This window comes from Flavobacterium sp. HBTb2-11-1 (genome assembly GCF_009826975.1).
GTDB lineage: Bacteria > Bacteroidota > Bacteroidia > Flavobacteriales > Flavobacteriaceae > Flavobacterium.
In genome coordinates, this window is sequence record NZ_WUMO01000002.1 from 521998 (window position 1) to 540826 (window position 18829).

21 protein-coding genes are annotated in these 18829 nt (G+C 35.3%); 14 read left to right on the top strand and 7 right to left on the bottom strand.

Annotated features, from left to right (window positions below):
• The first annotated feature begins 4 nt into the window (after window positions 1-4).
• The 3 genes from GR162_RS07190 to GR162_RS07200 all read left to right on the top strand — a co-directional run bounded on the left by GR162_RS07190 (window position 5) and on the right by GR162_RS07200 (window position 2814).
• Window positions 5-856: an alpha/beta fold hydrolase gene (locus GR162_RS07190; protein ID WP_160781555.1), complete on the top strand. Its 852-nt coding sequence runs from the start codon at window positions 5-7 to the stop codon at window positions 854-856.
• A 135-nt stretch (window positions 857-991) separates the two neighbouring features.
• Window positions 992-2425 carry an NAD(P)/FAD-dependent oxidoreductase gene (locus tag GR162_RS07195; protein WP_160781556.1) on the top strand — a complete coding sequence of 478 codons (1434 nt, stop codon included), beginning with the start codon at window positions 992-994 and terminating at the stop codon, window positions 2423-2425.
• 185 nt (window positions 2426-2610) lie between these two features.
• Window positions 2611-2814, top strand: a complete 204-nt coding sequence (locus GR162_RS07200) for a hypothetical protein (protein ID WP_008463503.1) — start codon at window positions 2611-2613, stop codon at window positions 2812-2814.
• 46 nt (window positions 2815-2860) lie between these two features.
• Here the strand turns inward: GR162_RS07200 and GR162_RS07205 are convergent, their stop codons facing one another.
• The 7 genes from GR162_RS07205 to GR162_RS07230 all read right to left on the bottom strand — a co-directional run bounded on the left by GR162_RS07205 (window position 2861) and on the right by GR162_RS07230 (window position 9453).
• On the bottom strand, window positions 2861-3109 hold the full coding sequence (locus tag GR162_RS07205) for a hypothetical protein (protein WP_035690839.1): 249 nt from the start codon (window positions 3107-3109) through the stop codon (window positions 2861-2863).
• A gap of 175 nt (window positions 3110-3284) precedes the next feature.
• Window positions 3285-4304, bottom strand: coding sequence for a cytochrome-c peroxidase (locus GR162_RS07210; protein ID WP_160781557.1), 1020 nt, complete (start codon window positions 4302-4304; stop codon window positions 3285-3287).
• 58 nt (window positions 4305-4362) lie between these two features.
• Window positions 4363-5229 carry an MbnP family protein gene (locus tag GR162_RS07215; RefSeq protein WP_008463498.1) on the bottom strand — a complete coding sequence of 289 codons (867 nt, stop codon included), beginning with the start codon at window positions 5227-5229 and terminating at the stop codon, window positions 4363-4365.
• A gap of 54 nt (window positions 5230-5283) precedes the next feature.
• Window positions 5284-5652, bottom strand: a complete 369-nt coding sequence (locus tag GR162_RS22140; RefSeq protein ID WP_202393914.1) for a hypothetical protein — start codon at window positions 5650-5652, stop codon at window positions 5284-5286.
• Window positions 5653-5834: 182 nt separating this feature from the next.
• Window positions 5835-7814: a TonB-dependent siderophore receptor gene (locus GR162_RS07220; RefSeq protein WP_160781558.1), complete on the bottom strand. Its 1980-nt coding sequence runs from the start codon at window positions 7812-7814 to the stop codon at window positions 5835-5837.
• Between the two features lie 4 nt (window positions 7815-7818).
• Window positions 7819-8742 (bottom strand): hypothetical protein, encoded by a 924-nt coding sequence (locus tag GR162_RS07225; RefSeq protein WP_160781559.1) that lies wholly within the window; start codon window positions 8740-8742, stop codon window positions 7819-7821.
• Window positions 8743-9051: 309 nt separating this feature from the next.
• Window positions 9052-9453, bottom strand: coding sequence for a hypothetical protein (locus GR162_RS07230; protein WP_160781560.1), 402 nt, complete (start codon window positions 9451-9453; stop codon window positions 9052-9054).
• Between the two features lie 448 nt (window positions 9454-9901).
• On the opposite strand from GR162_RS07230, the gene GR162_RS07235 reads away from it, so the two are divergent.
• The 11 genes from GR162_RS07235 (at window position 9902) to GR162_RS07285 (ending at window position 18745) form a co-directional block, all read left to right on the top strand.
• Window positions 9902-10717 (top strand): alpha/beta fold hydrolase, encoded by an 816-nt coding sequence (locus GR162_RS07235; RefSeq protein WP_008463488.1) that lies wholly within the window; start codon window positions 9902-9904, stop codon window positions 10715-10717.
• 59 nt (window positions 10718-10776) lie between these two features.
• Window positions 10777-11094 carry a hypothetical protein gene (locus GR162_RS07240; protein ID WP_008463485.1) on the top strand — a complete coding sequence of 106 codons (318 nt, stop codon included), beginning with the start codon at window positions 10777-10779 and terminating at the stop codon, window positions 11092-11094.
• A gap of 101 nt (window positions 11095-11195) precedes the next feature.
• The gene (locus GR162_RS07245) at window positions 11196-11828 is read left to right on the top strand and encodes a hydrolase (protein WP_008463483.1); all 633 of its coding nucleotides are present in this window, start codon (window positions 11196-11198) and stop codon (window positions 11826-11828) included.
• 60 nt (window positions 11829-11888) lie between these two features.
• Window positions 11889-13775 carry an amidohydrolase gene (locus GR162_RS07250; RefSeq protein WP_160781561.1) on the top strand — a complete coding sequence of 629 codons (1887 nt, stop codon included), beginning with the start codon at window positions 11889-11891 and terminating at the stop codon, window positions 13773-13775.
• A gap of 10 nt (window positions 13776-13785) precedes the next feature.
• Entirely contained in the window at window positions 13786-14220 is a 435-nt protein-coding gene (locus tag GR162_RS07255; RefSeq protein ID WP_237421313.1) for a DoxX family protein, read from the top strand.
• A 324-nt stretch (window positions 14221-14544) separates the two neighbouring features.
• A complete protein-coding gene (locus tag GR162_RS07260) occupies window positions 14545-15018 on the top strand; it encodes a Dps family protein (RefSeq protein WP_160781563.1) in 474 nt (157 codons plus the stop codon).
• Between the two features lie 9 nt (window positions 15019-15027).
• A complete protein-coding gene (locus GR162_RS07265; protein WP_066034858.1) occupies window positions 15028-15699 on the top strand; it encodes a YoaK family protein in 672 nt (223 codons plus the stop codon).
• A gap of 118 nt (window positions 15700-15817) precedes the next feature.
• Window positions 15818-16108, top strand: a complete 291-nt coding sequence (locus GR162_RS07270; protein WP_160781564.1) for a GNAT family N-acetyltransferase — start codon at window positions 15818-15820, stop codon at window positions 16106-16108.
• Between the two features lie 99 nt (window positions 16109-16207).
• Complete coding sequence (locus GR162_RS07275; RefSeq protein ID WP_160781565.1) at window positions 16208-16828, top strand: alpha/beta hydrolase; 621 nt, start codon at window positions 16208-16210, stop codon at window positions 16826-16828.
• Window positions 16828-17178, top strand: a complete 351-nt coding sequence (locus tag GR162_RS07280) for a hypothetical protein (protein WP_160781566.1) — start codon at window positions 16828-16830, stop codon at window positions 17176-17178. The genes GR162_RS07275 and GR162_RS07280 overlap by 1 nt, the downstream gene beginning before the upstream one ends.
• A 619-nt stretch (window positions 17179-17797) precedes the next feature.
• On the top strand, window positions 17798-18745 hold the full coding sequence (locus tag GR162_RS07285) for a ring-cleaving dioxygenase (RefSeq protein WP_160781567.1): 948 nt from the start codon (window positions 17798-17800) through the stop codon (window positions 18743-18745).
• The last annotated feature ends 84 nt before the right edge of the window (window positions 18746-18829 follow it).

Here is an 18829-nt window from a genome sequence, read left to right on the forward strand (position 1 = left end):
AACAATGGAAAAAGAAAACACCTTCTCAGAAGCAATCCAGTCTGAAACTAAATTTGCTTCAATTAAAGATCATAAAATCGCTTATAGATCGATAGGCAAAGGCTTGCCAATTATCCTTTGCAATAGATTTCGAGGGAATCTCGACGATTGGGATCCTGCGTTTTTAGACGCTTTGGCACAAAAATACCAAGTCATCACATTTAACTTCAAAGGATTGGCCTCTTCTACCGGAACACCTCATGAAACCATTTTAGGTTTTGGAAAAGATGCTTTGGACTTGGCAGATGCTTTAAACATTGATAAATTTATTTTAGGAGGATGGTCACTTGGCGGATGGGCTGCGCAGGTTCTTACAACCGAATTTCCAAATAGAATTACCCATACCATTCTAATAGGAACCAAACCTCCAGGAAAAGTAAGTCATTCTATGGAAGAAATTTTTCTTAAAACAGCTTACATTCCAGATTATACCCTTGAGCACGAAACCATATTGTTTTTTGAACCGACTTCTGAAATAAGTAAAAAAGCAGCAGTAGAAAGTCATAAAAGAATCAATAAAAGAAAAGATAAAGATCCAAAAGTAAGACCTGAACTTTGGGAATACTATGCAAAGTCTCATGATGATTATATCAACGATCCTTACAAATCCAGAGAAAAATTAATGCAAACAAACATTCCAATATTGGTAATCTCTGCCAATCATGAAGTTTGTTTTCCGCCAGAAAACTGGTTCGAGCTGAACCAAAAACTGCCAACAGCAACACTTATTACTATCGCTCAAACTGGTCATGGCCCTCAAAGCCAATATCCGGATATGATTGCACGCTACATTGATGATTTCATAGAAACAAACTAAAAAAACGCAAAATACTGATTTTTAAATCTTTATCTTTTATATTTTTGAAATGCGATTTAGATTTGAAAATCAGTAGTTTAAATAGTACAGTTGACGTAAATTTGCATATTCATAACCAATAAGCTGTACAATAGAATGTGGACTATATGTCATGAATGCCAAGGACAGGGCAAAATAAATCGCGGACTCAGTAAAAAAGCGCAACGCCGTTATCAGACGGAATTGGCGGCATATGAAAGTTCGCAGACTAAAATTGCTCCAATGCGTCCTAAAGCGCATCTGCATTTGTGCACAAATTGCTTAGGGTCTGGATTAATTCAATCTGAAAAATATCTTGAACCTGATCTCACAAAACCTCATGTTGCCATTATTGGTGCAGGCATAGGCGGAGTTGCCTTAGCGGTAGCTTGTTTACATCGCGGAATTCCTTTTACAATTTATGAAAGAGACAGAGACTTTGATGCCAGATCTCAAGGCTACGGACTTACGTTGCAACAAGCCAGTAAAGCCATGAAAGGTTTGGGAATTACTTCTCTAAACGGCGTTATTTCGACAAAACACATTGTACACAATACTGATGGAAAAATATTAGGAGAATGGGGAACCAGAAAATGGTTGGAAACCGCTATTAAGTCACCTACAAAACGCACTAACATACATATAGCAAGACAATCGCTTCGATTGGCGCTTTTGGAACAGCTTGGCGAAAACAATGCTGTACAATGGGGCCACCAATTAGTAAACCTTACAGCAGCTGAAGAAAGTGTAGAATTAAACTTTCAGGCAAACGGAGAAATAATAACAACAAAAGCTGATCTTGTTGTAGGCGCAGATGGCATAAGAAGCGCCGTTAGAAGAATTATAATTGGCGAAGAAGCAACACCGCTTCGTTACTTAGATTGCATTGTAATATTAGGAATTTGTCCGTTAAGTGCTCTAGAAGGGCTTTCTAGCGATTTGCTAGATAGCGAAACAATATTCCAGACTGCTAATGGAAATGAACGAATTTATGTAATGCCTTATACGGCTGATTCGGTCATGTGGCAATTAAGTTTTCCAATGTCTGAAGAAGAAGCCAAAAATTTAAGTGCAAAAGGACCAAAGGCCCTAAAAGAAGAAGCCTGCCGAAGAACACAGTGGCACGCTCCTATTCCTCAAATTTTGGAAGCCACGCAAGAAAATCTAATTTCTGGATATCCTGTTTATGACCGTGAATTATTAAGTGCAGCATTATTAGAAAAAAATCACAATATCACTTTAATTGGCGATGCAGCGCATCCAATGAGTCCGTTTAAAGGACAAGGCGCCAATCAAGCTTTGTTAGATGCTTTAAAATTGTCCAGAAAAATTTCGAAAGGCTGTAATGCTAAGTCAAAATGGAAAGAAAGAGGATTGAGAGAATGTGTATTAACCGAATTTGAAGCTGAAATGCTCGAACGAAGCGCCGCAAAAGTCAAAGGCTCAGCCGATGCTGCGCAGTTCTTGCATTCTGAGATTATACTTCAAGAAGGCGATGAGCCTAGAGGAAGGTGCCTTAAGAGGGAGAAAGATTCAGAGAAAAAAGATTAAAGATTAAAGACGAAAGATTAAAATTCAAAAAGCTAAACAAAATTTGTTTAGCTTTTTTTTATATTATTAATTTTCAACCCTATACATGTAAATTAAACAATAATTTAATATTATTTTATAACAACATCACATCTCATATTTTTAATTTTATGATCTCATTTACAAACAATTAAAAAAATAGCGTCATGAAAAATTTACAAATAAATTTCAGTCCAAACAATGAAACCTGTACAGACCGAACTTTGGTTTGTAAAGGTGACAATAACGAATTGATATTTCGTAAAACTTATGTAGGAGATTGGGGAGATTGGGACGAAAAACCAGAAGATGCATTACAAGACAAGCCTCTTTATCTGGATCAAAATACAAGTTTTACAAGTGCAGTTTAATCTCAAACTGTTATAAAACTATTTAGGCAATACAATTATGAAATGATTATCCTAAAACACTAATTGTATTGCTTAAATTTTCTTTGTTTATAAAATCCAGAATAAATTCTTTTACTTCATTGCTTGCTTCCGTTTTGGTTGCAAACGAATTAATATAAAATTCATCATCCTTGTCACTAATATGAATAATTTCTGTGTAGCCTTTAGTAATTAAACTGCCTTTTAGTTTGATTACGTTTACCTGCTGCTTTCCATCAAGTTCTTTGCGAACCTGTAATTTTATAGCTCTTTCCATATTCAAATAATTTTAAATAATTAACTATCATTCAGTTACTAAATTTAAAACATTTAATCTATCGAAATCAGATTTTAACACTATCCGCAACATATTATTTATCAACATATTATAAACATTTCTTCTTTTTTTATAATAGAAATGCCAAATACCAGCAAAATCAAGTCTTTCGAGGTTAATTTCCTGTAAATTCTTTGTCGCTAAGAGTTTTCATAAACGCAATAAGGTTTTCTTTTTCGGGTTCTGTCAGCGGAATTTTATTACCGTTATTTTTAAAAATAGGATCCAAATTTTCTGCTTCCAAAACACCTGTGTCGAAATAATCCAAAACTGATTTTAATGTAGGAAACTGACCAAAACTTCCATAAGGCGCTGTATATTCAACATTACGCAGACTTGGAACTCTAAAACTCATAAAATCAGACGGGATTCCGGTAACTCTTCCTCGTCCTGCTTCATTAGAATCTGTATTTACTGGAAAACCAATATTTCTAAAACTTTGATCTGTAAACAATTCTGTGCTATGACAGTTGGCACATTTCTGTTGAAATGTTGCGTAGCCTGCCGCTTCGCTTTCTGTAAACGAGTGTCCTTCTTTTCGTTTTACTTTATCGTATTTGCTGTTAGCAGAAATTAAAGTATATTCAAACTGAGCAATACTCTTATAAATTCTATCAGCAGTAATTTCCTGATCGCCAAATGCTTTTTTAAATAAATCTTTATAAAAAGCATCATCTTTAATTTTTCCGATCACTTCCAGAATCGATGAATCCATTTCTTCATGCGTAATAATTGGCACTAAAGGCTGCGTTTCCAACTGCAGTCTGCTTCCATCCCAATTAAAGAACTTTAGAAACATCAAATTCTGAAGAGGTGGAGCATTTCTAAGACCAACTCTTCCTTCAATGCCAATTGCTCGCGCATTATGATCTGCAAAAGCATTCGCTTGAATATGACAGCTTGCACACGAAATTGTATTGTCTGCGCTAAATCTTTTGTCAGAGAAAAGTTTTTCACCCAATTCAACTCCATATTTTGTAGGCTTGTTCAAACTTACGTAACTGTTTACTTCTGGAAAATCAGTCGGAATAGGCAATGCAAGTTCAGGATTATCAAAATAAGTTTCATCAGAATCACTACTGCTACAAGAAGCGAAAAAGATTACGATTATGATAAAGCCAAATATTTTTTTCATTTTTAACGAATTTTAAAATAGAGCCGTCTTTTTAATTTCAGACGGCTCCAAAATATATTTAGTTTTCTACACTAGTAACAGAAAACATTCCTGAGATATCATTTGTTCCATTTCCTCCCAAATTATCCACAAATTTTACCATCTGAGCTGCAGTATGAATATTCGGAGTTGCATTATCAGTCATTGTTGTTCCAGTCGATAATGTAATTGTATTGATTTTTCCGCTCAATAACTTATCAAAATCCGCTTTAATTTTGATTTTTGGAGCTTTGCTTCCTACCACTGCATTTGCTGTAAGGCTTAATGTAATATCTCTGTAAGCATTTACACCTTGAGTATAAGCGCCTTCTTTTCCTGCTACAGTACTTCCAGTATGAATAGACATAACTTTATTATCAGTATCATAAAAACCTTCTACTTTCGTAAAACGGTATCCTGTTCCCCATTCCCACATCATTTGAGTATCATTGGCTCCTGCTGCTGCATAAAATTTAGGAAATCTAGTCTGATCTAGAGTATTCTGCTCTGTTTTAATACCCAAACCAAATTTAATCTGTTTGTATGTTGCTGATGGCACATTGCTCAAAACATAGCTCAATGATTCCGTTTTTGCCTGATCGATTACAGTTGCGCCTTTATCTAAATCATTTACATTGTAAGGCACTTCGCTCCCATCATCTTTTATAAGACGAATATTGCTGATTACGTATTTTAACTCAGAAAAATGGTGAATTTGCCCTGCTGCAGAAGTATTTGTTGTTGCTGAAGCTGAAGTTGCATCACCTAAAACAATTGTCTTTTCTTTGAAAGTATTATTGAATTCCAGGGTTAAGTTGTTTGCTGCAGGTGTATCGTCATCGCTTGAACATGATACAAATGCTAAGGTAGCCGCTGATAATAAAAGGTATTTTTTTAAAGTTTCCATTATATGATTTTAATTTTTGTATTGCATTCTATTTTTATTAATTGACAAGGACAATTATAAAATAGGCGGCGGTACAAAAATTTCAAGACAAGGTTCTGGCTGACCAGATTCTTTATATAAATTTACTTTTTTAGAATGAATTGCTTTTGTAACAGAAACCGCAAATTCGATATTAGCAATTAAAGCAATATCAATCTTTTTGCTGATGCTTCTCAATTCTAAATCTGTATTTTTTTCGGTTTCCTGAAGTTCTTTTTTCAAATGGCATTTACCATGGCATTGCAATTCTGGCTTGGCTTTGTTAACGCAAAACTCTTTTTCTATCGCTTTTTGGTTCAGTTTAAAGTGCACAATGATAAGCGCCTGCTGGAAAGAAACCAGCAGGAACAGAATCGTCATAGTGATACTAAAAACCTTTTTCATTTTACTTGTATAATAATTCTAACACATAGAAACATAGTTTTTAGAAATTTGTAAAAGGTGTTTCACTTTTAATAAAACTCATAGCACTATGTGTTAGAAACTAGTTTCTTTCTTTTTCTTTTCAAGATCACAGAAAAATCTATGTTCCTATGTGTTTAAATTTAATCTTGATGTTTTTCTAATTAGAAATTCAATTTTAAAGACGTGAAAATATTACGCCCCATTCTCGGGATATTTCCCCAGTCAGCATACGTACTGTAATATTCATTTAATACATTCTCTGCACCAATCTGGATTGTGCTTCTCACTTTATTGATTGCAAAAGAATAATCGGCAGAGATATTCCAAATGGCATAAGCCGCAGTCAAATCTTCTCCGTATTCCGGACTGTAATTAATCTGTTCGAAATCGCCATTTACAGAAGTCTGGATTCCGAAATTTTTATACATATAGTACAATGAACTCAAATAGCTTAACGGACGTATAAATGGCAGATTTCCTCCTTTATTGTCCATTCCGCGAGCATAAGTCAACGTTCCTTTCCAGTGCAGATGCTCTAAAATATCGTAGCTTACATTCGCAGACATATTCAAAAGTGTTGCATAATCTAAAGAAGTATAGCCTTTTACCCCAACCGACTGATAATTCATTGGACTTCCTAAACTCAAGATTTTACCAATAATATAATTGTCAATGTAGAAATAGTTGATTTTTCCCTGAATGCTTAATCTTTCGTTTGCAAAACCTGCGCTTGCATTTCCTTCATACGAAATTTCATTTTTCAGATTGGGATCTCCGATATAATCGTAGCGGTCAAAACTATTATAAATGTAATATCCGTAACCTTCAGAAACAGAAGGCGCTCTATGACCATAACCCGTTCCAACAGAAAAATTAAACTGATCTATATTTAACTGATAACTGGCATTTAAACTTGGCAGAAATCTCGTTTTTTCCTGAGGCGCGCCTGGGTGAAAAATCCAGTTGAACTCTATATATTTAGAATAATTGTAGTTCACCCCCAAAGAACCGCCAAGATTCACAGTGCTTTTCTCCGAAAGCTCCCAAGAATTATTCATAGAAAGTCCAGCAAAACGTGTTGTTACCCAAGGCCAGCTATAGGCAAACATGGTTCTTTCGCTTCGATCCTGCGGATACATACGCATTTCTGCAATAGACAAATTATCGTAGGCATTCAACTGAATTTCAGATGAATAGTTATTTCTTTTCAAATTGGCTTTAGAAACCAAGCCATAGGTTGTGCTCCAACCCGGCATATCCATATGAACCAAATTCTCAGGACGTGTAGTATCATCCATATAATGTTCGATTGCATTAAAATATACTTTCGTATCCACTACTCTAACCAAACCTTCTTCAAACAATTGTTTGTAAGACGCTGAAGTAATGAGTGCGCGTGAAAGCCACAAATCCATTGGCAAAGCAGGATAACCTACGTCTTTTGCCACATCAAAAATCGCGTCTAATCGTAATGATGATAAATCGCTGGTTTTATAAGCAAATCCTAATGAAGTATTGAATTTATTGTATTGCGAATGCTTTACTTCATTGTTGTTTCCGTCATGATAATTATCGGCCGTTCGGTAGGAAATGCTTCCGTCAGCCACAAATTTAGTTCCCGAATAAGAGATATTTCCTAAATTGAAAAACTGCTTATTATTAAACTCAAATCCTGTCTGATACGTTCCATTCCATTTCTTTTGAAGTCCAAACGGCGTGCTTTTTCTTTTTAAATCGATGCTTCCTGCAATTGTTGATCCATGCAGGCTTCCCTCCTGTCCCGATTTAATATCGATTGCCGCGAGATTATTGCTTTCTACATAAGACGTAATTGGATCCATTTTATCGGTACAAGCGCCAAACACATGCATTCCGTCAATGGTAACTGTAGAACGTTCCGTGCTCATATTGTTTAACAAAGGTTCCCATGCATAAGCTCCACGCTTTATAAAACTGATATTCTCTGAGGATGACAGAAATTCATCAACAGAAACCGCCATTTTCATCTCGGTTTCAATTTTCTTTTTTGCGGCGTTTTTTACTGTTACTTCTTCTAAGTTTTTAATACTGTCGTGATGTGCATGCTGGTTTTGAGCCGTTACAGACATTCCCAAAAAAAGTAGCATTATAATATATTTCATGTTATTAGAATAAAGTATCAATATATAGTTCGCTTTTCACGCCTTCAACCCCCGGCGTATGATCGGTCGGAACTACAGTTCCTTTTACTATTAATCCGTTTTGGTTCATCATAATTAGATTCAATGTCCAGTTTCCTGTCATCGTATAATTAACCACACCGTGATACAAACCATCATTTCCTTGCGTTAAATCTTTATTATTTGGCGAAGAATGATTGCCCATTGAAGGTTCAGGCATTCTAGGATCTAACTTTAAAGTATAGCCCACAACTTCTGTATATGAAAACTGTGTTGGATCAGGGAAAGTTCCCGCAGGCGTGGTTGGTTTGTTGTATTTATAAACCCCTGCCACAAGTGGATTTTCTGAAACCATAGGTTTTTGAGGCGAAATCAATGCTATAACATATTGTTCTCCATCATTTCCTGCAAAAGCCGTCATGTTTAGATTTTTATTGGGTTGCTGTGCTACCGAAATATCTTTATTAATCTCATATTTTTGGTTATCAGCCGTAAAACTGATGTACAATTTCCAACTTGCCGTCGTTGAGCTTTCGCCAGTAAAAACAGAATAACCAATGTAGTATTTGTTAGTAGGATCATATGCTAGATTATATTCATGCGGACATGAACTTTTGCTTCCGTCAGCATTGCTCAAAATAGGCAGAAAAGTTACAGCAGAAGAAGTCAGCTCCTGATTGTTTTGAGTGCTCACAATTTTCAAGTGAAGCTCATTATATCCTTTATAGAATGTTCCGTTTAAGGCATCTATGGTTATCTTATAGTTCCCATTAATAAAAGAAGTCGCTTCTTTAAATTCGTAGCTTTCAGGAACTTCAGAACCAGTTTCAGCTTCGTAATCTGTTTTATCGATTGTACAGGAAGTAACCGCAAACAATAGTGCGATTATACAAAAATTAAAAGATTTCATTTGATGATGTTATAAAAAAAATTTAATATTCAACACCTTGCCATAAATTTTTGAATATCAAAAAAGAACCAAAATGCTGTGAGCAAACCAAAATATTGGCAGTGTAAATGAAAATGGAAGTGTTTTCCTTTCAATTACAAAAGAAGATCAAAATCAGTTTTAGAAAAATAAATTGAGTAATTTTATCTCAACTAGAATTATAAGCACTAGTAAATCGAGCAAAACAAAACTATTCGAAAATTCAAATTTCAGAATTGGAATTTGGAATTTCACAAATTGGATTTTATAAAAACAACAGGATTTTAATCTCTATACTGTATAGAGAGGAGGATGAAAAGTAAGATTAGAAGCCCCGATAGGTTTCTTTTCAAATAAAATTGAAGTATTCTCTTTTGATTCGATAACTGGAATTGTACTAAAATTAGTTTCAGCAGTATTTTGAACGTATACAAGCTCTAATTTATCTTTTAGGCTATCCTGCATTTTTCGTTCGTTATCAGAATATTTTTTAATGCTTTTTTGAAGTTCGCAACGACCATTACAGCTATTAAAAGCTTGTTTGCGTTGCACACAGATGGTTTTTGCAATTTCTTTTTGATTGATTTTAAAAGAAGCATAAACGAACAAGCTGCCAAAAGATGGCGACAGTATTAAAATAGAAAGCGCTATGATGATTACTCTTTTCAATGCTTGTTCAATAGTTGCTGGCAAAAGTACATACTATTTTGTATTTATTTTAACGATTTCTTCATTTTTTATTGGATAATAACTAATCAATTGCATTTGCAAAAAGCGAACTCCTCATCAATTAACGAAATATCGCAAATAAAAAACTTTCTCTTTTCGATAAAGCCTTTAAAATAAAGCCATTGTAAATAAGGCACGTTAATTGGCTACTGTCTGGCATAATTTCCAAATATAAAATGAATAATATGAAAATTAAGCAAACATCCCTCTTTCAGCATGCCCCACCACGTATTCAACACAAAAATTTTCACTTCTTAATCTAGATTAACCGATAGGCCTTTCAATCTGCAATACATTTGCAGTGTAATCATAACAAAACAAAATACAATACCACTTATAAGTTTAAAATTTAAACCTATAAATCAATTTAAATTAAAAATATAAACAAATATTAATCTTAAAATCAAAAACCATGAGCACATTTACAGTAAAAGACGGAACAGAAATTTATTATAAAGATTGGGGAACAGGACAGCCAATTGTTTTTCATCACGGATGGCCTTTATCAAGCGATGATTGGGACGCACAGATGATGTTTTTTCTTCAAAAAGGATACAGAGTTATTGCACACGATCGCCGCGGTCATGGACGTTCAAGCCAGACTTCTATAGGAAATAACATGGAAACTTACGCATCAGACATTGCTCAATTAGTTGAGGCTCTTGACTTAAAAGATGCAATTCACGTTGGTCACTCAACAGGAGGCGGTGAAGTAATTCGTTATGCTGCAAAATACGGAAAAGGGCGTATCTCAAAAGCAGTAATCATTAGCGCTGTACCACCAATTATGGTTCAAAGCGAATCGAATCCTGAAGGTGTGCCTTTGTCTGTTTTTGATGAAATCAGAAAAGGAACGGGTTTTACCAGATCGCAATATTTTTATGATTTCCCTATTCCTTTTTACGGATGGAATCGCGAAGGTCAAACCGTTCAAGAAGGAATTAAGCAAAATTGGTGGCGTCAAGGAATGATGGGTTCTGTATTATCTCATTATGAAGGAATTAAAGCTTTCTCTGAAACTGATTTTACAGAAGATCTTAAAAGTTTAGATATTCCGGTTCTTGTGTTGCACGGAGAAGATGACCAGATCGTTCCTTATCATCAAGCGCCAAAATCAGCAAAACTGCTAAAAAACGGAAAATTGATTTCTTACCCAGGATTTCCTCACGGTATGCCAACCACAGAAGCAGAAACGATCAATAATGATATTCTAGCTTTCATAAAATAACTCTTAAAACCTAACTGTCTGCAAAACTTCTTTGCAGACAGTTTAAATCTCTCCAAGTTATGAGTTCATTACAACAACCTTATTTTGAAACCGTTACCGAAGCTTTACAATGGCTAAATGTACAAGGTTTTACAGAAAACTTCAATCTTGATGTAGATTGCATCAGATGCAATACCAACACGCTTAGAATGTCTCCAGAAGAGTTCAGAATCGAATATTTATTTCGTTTCGAAGGTGATACTGATCCCGGTGATGAAGATATTGTATACGGCATAATCTCTGACATTTACAATGTAAAAGGTGTTTTAACCAGCGCTTTTGGAATTTATGCAGATTCAGTTTCTGCTGAAATGATTAAAAAACTTTCTACACATTAATATCAAAATAACAGCATATCGTAAGAATAACGATATATCGCTAGTTCTCTCGGAAATTAAATACTCTATTGACTAATTATAAAATCTAAAAAATAAACATCATGAAACCATCATCTAACTTATTGACACCAGACAATCACGCCTTAGTATTAATCGATTTTGAAGGTCAAATGGCTTTTGCAACGAGCAATCTTCCTGTACACGAATTACGTACAAATGTGGCAATCGTTTCTGGAGCATCAAAAATCTTTAATGTGTCAACAGTGGTAACTACAGTTGCAGAAGAAAGCTTCTCGGGTCCTGTTTTCCCTGAAGTTGAAGAATTTTATCCAATCGCTACTTCTGGATATATTGATAGAACAACAATGAATACTTGGGAAGACGAAAATGCCTATAAAGCTATTGTAGCAAAAAATAAAAAGAAAATAGTTCTTGCTGGATTATGGACAAGCGTTTGTATTGTTGGGCCTGCTTTATCTGCTATTGAAGAGGGATACGAAGTTTACATTATTACAGATGCCTGTGGCGACGTAAGCAAAGAAGCTCACGAACGTGCCGTACAGAGAATGGTACAAGCTGGTGCAATTCCTATAACTTCTATCCAATATTTATTAGAACTTCAAAGAGACTGGGCGCGAGAAGCTACTTATGGTCCTGTAACTTCTTTAATGAAAAAATATGGCGGTTCTTATGGAATAGGCATCCAATATGCACATACTATGTTGAAACACTAATCTAAAGAGTTCATTTAAACCTATATACCTATCCTAGGCTCTACTCTAAATAATTTAATTATGAAAGCAGATTTAATTTTATTCAACGGAAAAATTCATAGTTTCAATCCAGAAACTCCAAATATAACAGCAGTCGCGATTAAAAACGGAAAATTTATTGGCGTTGGAAATGACAGCGATATCATGCAGTTTGCTTCTGAAGAAACCAAAATAATCGACCTTCAGAATAAGAGAGCTGTTCCAGGAATCAACGATTCGCACATTCACCTTATTCGTGGCGGATTAAACTATAATTTAGAATTACGCTGGGATGGAGTTCCGTCTCTAGCCGATGCGCTTCGAATGCTAAAAGAGCAAGTTGATCGCACTCCAAATCCGCAATGGGTACGTGTAGTGGGCGGTTGGTCTGAATTTCAATTTGCTGAACGCAGAATGCCAACTTTAGAAGAAATCAACGCTATTGCGCCAGATACTCCTGTTTTTATTCTGCATTTGTACGATAGAGCGATTATGAACAGAGCGGCACTGAGAGCTGTTGGATATAACAAAAATACGCCTGCGCCTCCAGGCGGACATATTGAGCGTGACTCAAACGGAGAGCCAACAGGACTTATTATTGCAACGCCAAATGCGATAATTTTGTATTCAACTTTGGCTAAAGGCCCTACTCTTTCTTATGAGCATCAGCTTAACTCGACACGTCATTTTATGAAAGAATTAAATCGTTTCGGAATCACCAGTGTGATCGATGCTGGCGGCGGATTTCAGAATTTTCCAGACGATTATAAAGTGGTGAATGAATTGAATGAAAAGAACCAATTGACAGTGCGAATTGCCTACAATCTTTTCACACAAAAGCCAAAACACGAATTTGAAGATTTTTCAGATTGGATTGATACCGTAAAATTATATCAGGGAAATGATATGTACCGCCACAATGGCGCTGGTGAAATGTTGGTTTTCTCTGCTGCTGATTTTGAAGATTTTCTACAGCCAAGACCTGATCTTCCAGAAAACATGGAAGCCGAATTAGCAAAAGTGGTTCGTCTTCTGGTAGAAAACCGCTGGCCGTTTAGACTGCATGCGACTTACAACGAAAGCATTACCAGATTCTTAAATGTATTTGAAAAAATAAACCAAGATATTCCTTTCAACGGACTTCCGTGGATTTTTGACCACGCAGAAACTATTGATGAAAGAAACATCGAACGTGTAAAAGCTTTAGGAGGCGGAATTGCTGTTCAAAGCAGAATGGCTTATCAAGGAGAATATTACACAGATCGTTACGGAGCTAAAGCTGCAGAAAACACACCTCCAATCAAAAAAATGATCGAAATGGAAGTTCCTGTTGGCGCAGGTTCGGACGCCACAAGAGTAAGCAGTTACAATCCGTGGGTTTCCATGTATTGGATGACGGTTGGAAAAACTGTTGGAGGCTTGCAATTGTACAATGAAACCAGATTGAACAGACAAACGGCTTTGGAATTGTACACCAGAGGAAGCGCTTGGTTCTCGCAAGAACAAACAAAAAAAGGAGATATTAAAGTTGGAATGTTTGCCGATTTAGTGGTTTTAGACCGAGATTATTTTGCAATTGACGACGAAGACATTAAAAAAATCGAAGCTGACTTAACCATTGTAGACGGAAAAATTGTGTATGCAAACGGAGATTTTTCTTCTTTCTCCCCTCCTCACATTCCGATTCTTCCAGATTGGTCACCAACAAATATTTATAACGGATATCCTGTAAGGAGCGGTTTGCAAAGTGCAATTGAAAAAAATGCAAAAGCCGATGCAAAACCAAAACTGACTTCGCAGATTCATAGCTGCAGCGGAAGTTGCGACGTTCATTTACACAATCACGACGCTGCCCGATTGAGCAATGTTCCTGTTAATAATTATAATGCATTCTGGGGAGCTTTGGGCTGTTCTTGTTTTGCTTTTTAAATCTCAAAAAATGATTGATATTATAAAACAAATCCTGTATTCCGATTTAGGGACATCATTCAACAATGCAGCTCTTTTAGCTTTTAGAGTTCTGCTTGCCATTGAATTATTCAGAGTACACGGAATGAAAAAATTTAGAGTCGAAAACGGACAAAAAGAACATGTTCCAAATCCGCTGCATCTGCCAGAAAAACTAAACGGTTTGGTAGCAACATTTTCAGATACTGTCATCCCGTTTTTCATCATTCTAGGGTTTGGAACAAGGCTCGCGGTCTTACCTACAATTGGTGTCACTGCAATTGGCTATTTTGTGGTTCACCGAAACGATTCGCTAGAAGTGCGCGATGTGCCTTTTATGTACACTTTATCTTTATTACTGCTTCTTGCCCTTGGCGCAGGAACGTATTCACTAGATTACTATTTAGTAACAATATTAAACAATTGATTTAAGCACAAATATTTTAACACATAGAAACATAGATTTTTTTGGGAGCAAATAAAAGGCGTTTCACTTTGCATTAATACACATAGCATGTTTTTATTCTCTCGCAGATTAGGCAGATATTTTCCATTACAAACTTTGACAAGTTCTCACAAAGCGTTCATAAATCTATGTGTTAGAAACTAGTTTCTTTCTTTATTCTTTTCAAAAATCAAGAAAAAATCTATGTTTCTATGTGTTTATTGATTCAGATTCCTCCATAACTTAAAACTCAAAACTCATAACTCATAACTCATAATTAATAACTTATTAAAACCCAATTTAAAAATGAAAGCAAACATCGGAATCAAACAAGAAAACATTTCAAAAATCGTAGAGATTTTAACTAAAGTTCTTGCAGACGAATTTATACTTTACACCAAAACAAAAAGAGCACATTGGAACGTTGAAGGTCCAGATTTTTACAACAAGCACATTTTCTTCGAACAGCAATATGATGCCATCGATGAAATTGTGGATACTGTTGCAGAAAGAATTCGTTCTTTAGGCCATTACACTCCAGCTACTTTAAAAGATTTCTTAACGTTAACACATCTTAGCGAAGAATTACAAGAGAAAAATGACAGTAATGGTTTTATTAAAGAATTGCTTCTCGATCATGAAAGCATCATTATATATCTGCGAGAAAACATCAATCTTATTGCGAATGATCTCCAAGATGCAGGGACAAGCGATTTTATTACAGGTCTTGTAGAAAATCACGAAAAAATGGCGTGGATGCTTCGCGCACATTTAAACTAAAAAGAAATTATGGAAATAAAACAAAACAATATTTGGTACGTAACCCTGCTTCTAACCATAATAGCAGGGTATTGCGATACCGTAACCTTTGTCGCAGCTGATTCGATATTTTCGGCGCATGTTACAGGAAACTTTATCGTATTTGCCTACCAGATTATCAAAGGTTCAGACTTGCATGCTTGGATAAAACTGCTAACTTTTCCCGTTTTTATTATCGCAGTAATTACAGGGGGAAGAATTGCTTTAAAAGCCACAAATCGCTATACTATTTTATTTTGGGAAGGGATAATATTGGTTTTAAGCGGCATTGCATCGTACGCCTTTGGTTATCTGCAAAATTTCGAAGAATGGACGATGTATACCATCGCCATGACAACTGTATTTGCCATGGGGCTTCAGAATGCTTTTGGAAAACTTTACGCTAAAGAAACGCACGGCCCGACAACTATGATGACAGGAAATGTCACTCAGGCTTCGCTTGACCTTGGAAATCTATTAAAAAACGGATTTAAAGATGCCGAAGTACTTTTAAGTTTTAAAAAACAATTAGTTACAATAATTGGATTTCTTATCGGTTGTTTTCTTGGTGCCGTTGCAGGAAAGTTTTTCGGATTAGGCACTTTAATTCTGCCTGGAACTGCTATGATTATTTGCTATTTATACCACCGAGACAGCCAGTAAACACGCATTTTTGAATTGCAGTTTGCCAATAATATAGTATCTTTAAAGAATGGTTTTATCTCTTTTCCTAAAAAAGAAATTGCTGATATAGAAATAAAACAAAATACAACCCAAGAATATGGAAACAATAAAATTAGAATTAGACGAAAAAAAACATGGTGCTTTTAATCTCTATGTCGACGATAAAAAACTAGGCGAAATGATAGTAAGCATTAAACCAGATTTGTTGACGGTTTATCATACTGGAGTTGAACCAGAAGCAGAAGGAAAAGGTTATGCAAAGAAACTTTTAGAAGAAATGGTAGCATACGTTCGCGCCAATAATTTAAAAGTTTTACCGCTTTGCCCTTATGTGCATGCGCAATTCAAAAGACATCCAGATGAATACGAAGATATTTGGAAGAAGTAACGTTGAAAAGATTAAAGATTAAAGACAAAAGACTGGAGATGAAAGACTGGAGATGAAAGACTCTTGTCTCTAGGCTTAAAAATTAAAGATTAAAAAACTATGAATACAGATATATTAACAGATGGCGTTCCTTTAAATGAAGCCAAAAAAGCCCTCATCATGATTCACGGTCGTGGTGCAAGCGCGCATGATATTCTTTCTATCGCCAAACATCTTAAAGTAGAAGATTTTGCGTTGGTTGCGCCTCAGGCAGAAAACAGAACTTGGTATCCGTATTCTTTTTTGGCACCCCTAAACGAAAATGAACCTTCATTTTCAAAATCATTAGAAGCTATCCATCAGGTTGTTGTTGCAATTCAGCAAAACGGAATCGAAAAAGAGAATATTTATTTCTTGGGCTTTTCTCAAGGAGCTTGTCTTGCTTTGGAATTTACAACCCGAAATGCCGCAAAATATGGCGGAATCGTAGCTTTTACAGGTGGGCTAATTGGTGATAAGGTGTATGAAAATCATTATTCAGGAAATTTTGAAAATACTCCTGTTTTTATAGGAACAAGCGATCCTGATTTCCACGTTCCTGTAGAAAGAGTGAATGATACAGAAGCGCTTATGGAAAAAATGGGTGCTGACGTTACTAAAAAAATCTATCCTAATATGGGACACACCATCAGTCAGGATGAAGTAGATTGTGCAAATGCATTGATTTTCAATAAAAAATAATGATTACCATAACTCGTGTTTACAGCGATACTAGCGGAGAAAGTCACTTCGAAGACTTTCAAATTCCATTGAAAAACAATGGCGATATAGGATTTTTATCTGATGATGAGCCTGTCAAATCTATTGTTTTTAGAGAAGTAAGTCCGTCTTACGATTACGATTTTCATAATGCGCCAGACCGCCAATATATTGTATTACTGGAAGGAGGCGTAGAAATCGAAACTTCGCTGGGAGAAAAAAGAACATTCCCGACGGGTTCAATTTTATTGGTGGAAGACACTACTGGAAAAGGCCACAAAACTAAAAATATCGAACCAAAGCTTCGAAAATCAATATTTATAAAATTGTAATTTAAAAAAGTGCCACTCCCGATAGCTATCGCAATAAAGAATTAAATTGATTTTTTTTGCCTCGAAGGCGCTAAGACACAAAGTTTTTTGCAAACACTAAAAAAATCTCGCAAAGACACAGAGCTGCAAAGTTTTACTTTAAGTAATTTAATCTGCTTAAACCTTTTAAACCTGATAGCTATTGGGAGCGTGAAAAAAATCAAAAGTAAGCGCGAAAAACTATGTGCATTTAAATAAGTGAAACGCCTTTTATACATCTAAAAAGCTATGTTTCTATGTGTTTAAAAAAAATATAAACCTTTACTTAAATCTTTTAATCTCGATAGTTATCGAAAGCGTGAAAAAATATCAATCTTAAAGATTTTTCTTTTTTATTGATTCTCTGAATATAGATTTTCCATTATCAAAATCACGATATATCGTGTAATATCAAATTTGCTCTTTCTTAAAAACCCTAATAATAAAGCACTTACTCAAATGGAACAGGGTTTGGTTATTCTTTAAAAAACATCAAAAACGTGCCGTATTTCATTTCTTAATCTAGGTTAATCGATCCAGAAGCATAACGGACGTAAATTTGTAAAAGAAAAATCAATAACAATTTAATATAACAAATACCATGGAAAATAAAATATTAGGCTTACACCATATTACTGCAATCGCAGGTGACGCTAAACGTAATTTTGACTTTTATTCAAAAGTTTTAGGACTAAGATTCATCAAAAAAACAGTAAACTTTGACGATCCTGGAACATACCATTTTTACTTTGGCGACGAAGTAGGAAGCGCTGGAACAATATTAACTTTTTTCCCTTGGGGAGAAGGAATCCAACAAGGAAGAAAAGGTTCTGGAATGACAACAGAAATTGGTTATTCTGTTCCAAAAGGAAGTTTGGATTTCTGGCAGAAACGTTTTGAGAAATACAATGTAATTTACAATAAACCAGCTGAAAAGTTTGGAGAAAAATATTTGACTTTTTTAGATCCAGACGGACTAAAATTAGAGTTAATCGAATCTAAAACAGAAGATAACCGAAAAGCTTGGGAAACAGATGAAGTAAAAGCAGATGTGGCAACAAAAGGTTTCCATAACATTACTTTAACTTTAAACAGCATCAAAGCAACTGCTGCTATCTTAACTGACATTTTCGGTTATAAATTAATCGATCAAGAGGTAAACCGCTACCGTTATGCAACAGATGCTGTAGAAAATGCTGCCATTGTTGACTTGGTGGAATTACCAGAGGAAAAACGTGGTTTAAATGCAAACGGAACTATTCATCACGTAGCATTCCGTGTTCCAAATGATGAAATTTTGATGAAATTCAGAGAGAAAATCGAAGATTACGGATTGTCTATTACACCGCAAATTGACAGACAGTATTTCCACTCTCTATATTTTAGAGAACCAGGAGGAGTTTTGTTTGAAATTGCAACTGATAATCCTGGGTTCACTGTAGATGAAAGCTTAGAAGAATTGGGTCAGAACCTAAAACTTCCTGCTCAATACGAACCTCAAAGAGCTGCTATCGAAGCTCATTTGGTTAATCAATTAATTAAAAACTAAGCCGGTTTGTCTTAAACCGCAACACAACTATTTGAAAAGAGGTTTTCCTAGAGAAAGCCTCTTTTTTTTATAACTTCAGAGAAT

Coding starts and splice junctions, on each gene's coding strand:
- GR162_RS07255 (WP_237421313.1), top strand. CDS start 13,786: ATGATTGATATTATAAAACAAATCCTGTATTCCGATTTAGGGACATCA.
- GR162_RS07200 (WP_008463503.1), top strand. CDS start 2,611: ATGAAAAATTTACAAATAAATTTCAGTCCAAACAATGAAACCTGTACA.
- GR162_RS07215 (WP_008463498.1), bottom strand. CDS start 5,229: ATGGAAACTTTAAAAAAATACCTTTTATTATCAGCGGCTACCTTAGCA.
- GR162_RS07240 (WP_008463485.1), top strand. CDS start 10,777: ATGAGTTCATTACAACAACCTTATTTTGAAACCGTTACCGAAGCTTTA.
- GR162_RS07210 (WP_160781557.1), bottom strand. CDS start 4,304: ATGAAAAAAATATTTGGCTTTATCATAATCGTAATCTTTTTCGCTTCT.
- GR162_RS07205 (WP_035690839.1), bottom strand. CDS start 3,109: ATGGAAAGAGCTATAAAATTACAGGTTCGCAAAGAACTTGATGGAAAG.
- GR162_RS07280 (WP_160781566.1), top strand. CDS start 16,828: ATGATTACCATAACTCGTGTTTACAGCGATACTAGCGGAGAAAGTCAC.
- GR162_RS07275 (WP_160781565.1), top strand. CDS start 16,208: ATGAATACAGATATATTAACAGATGGCGTTCCTTTAAATGAAGCCAAA.
- GR162_RS22140 (WP_202393914.1), bottom strand. CDS start 5,652: ATGAAAAAGGTTTTTAGTATCACTATGACGATTCTGTTCCTGCTGGTT.
- GR162_RS07225 (WP_160781559.1), bottom strand. CDS start 8,742: ATGAAATCTTTTAATTTTTGTATAATCGCACTATTGTTTGCGGTTACT.
- GR162_RS07245 (WP_008463483.1), top strand. CDS start 11,196: ATGAAACCATCATCTAACTTATTGACACCAGACAATCACGCCTTAGTA.
- GR162_RS07260 (WP_160781563.1), top strand. CDS start 14,545: ATGAAAGCAAACATCGGAATCAAACAAGAAAACATTTCAAAAATCGTA.
- GR162_RS07195 (WP_160781556.1), top strand. CDS start 992: ATGTGGACTATATGTCATGAATGCCAAGGACAGGGCAAAATAAATCGC.
- GR162_RS07190 (WP_160781555.1), top strand. CDS start 5: ATGGAAAAAGAAAACACCTTCTCAGAAGCAATCCAGTCTGAAACTAAA.
- GR162_RS07270 (WP_160781564.1), top strand. CDS start 15,818: ATGGAAACAATAAAATTAGAATTAGACGAAAAAAAACATGGTGCTTTT.
- GR162_RS07265 (WP_066034858.1), top strand. CDS start 15,028: ATGGAAATAAAACAAAACAATATTTGGTACGTAACCCTGCTTCTAACC.
- GR162_RS07235 (WP_008463488.1), top strand. CDS start 9,902: ATGAGCACATTTACAGTAAAAGACGGAACAGAAATTTATTATAAAGAT.
- GR162_RS07285 (WP_160781567.1), top strand. CDS start 17,798: ATGGAAAATAAAATATTAGGCTTACACCATATTACTGCAATCGCAGGT.
- GR162_RS07220 (WP_160781558.1), bottom strand. CDS start 7,814: ATGAAATATATTATAATGCTACTTTTTTTGGGAATGTCTGTAACGGCT.
- GR162_RS07250 (WP_160781561.1), top strand. CDS start 11,889: ATGAAAGCAGATTTAATTTTATTCAACGGAAAAATTCATAGTTTCAAT.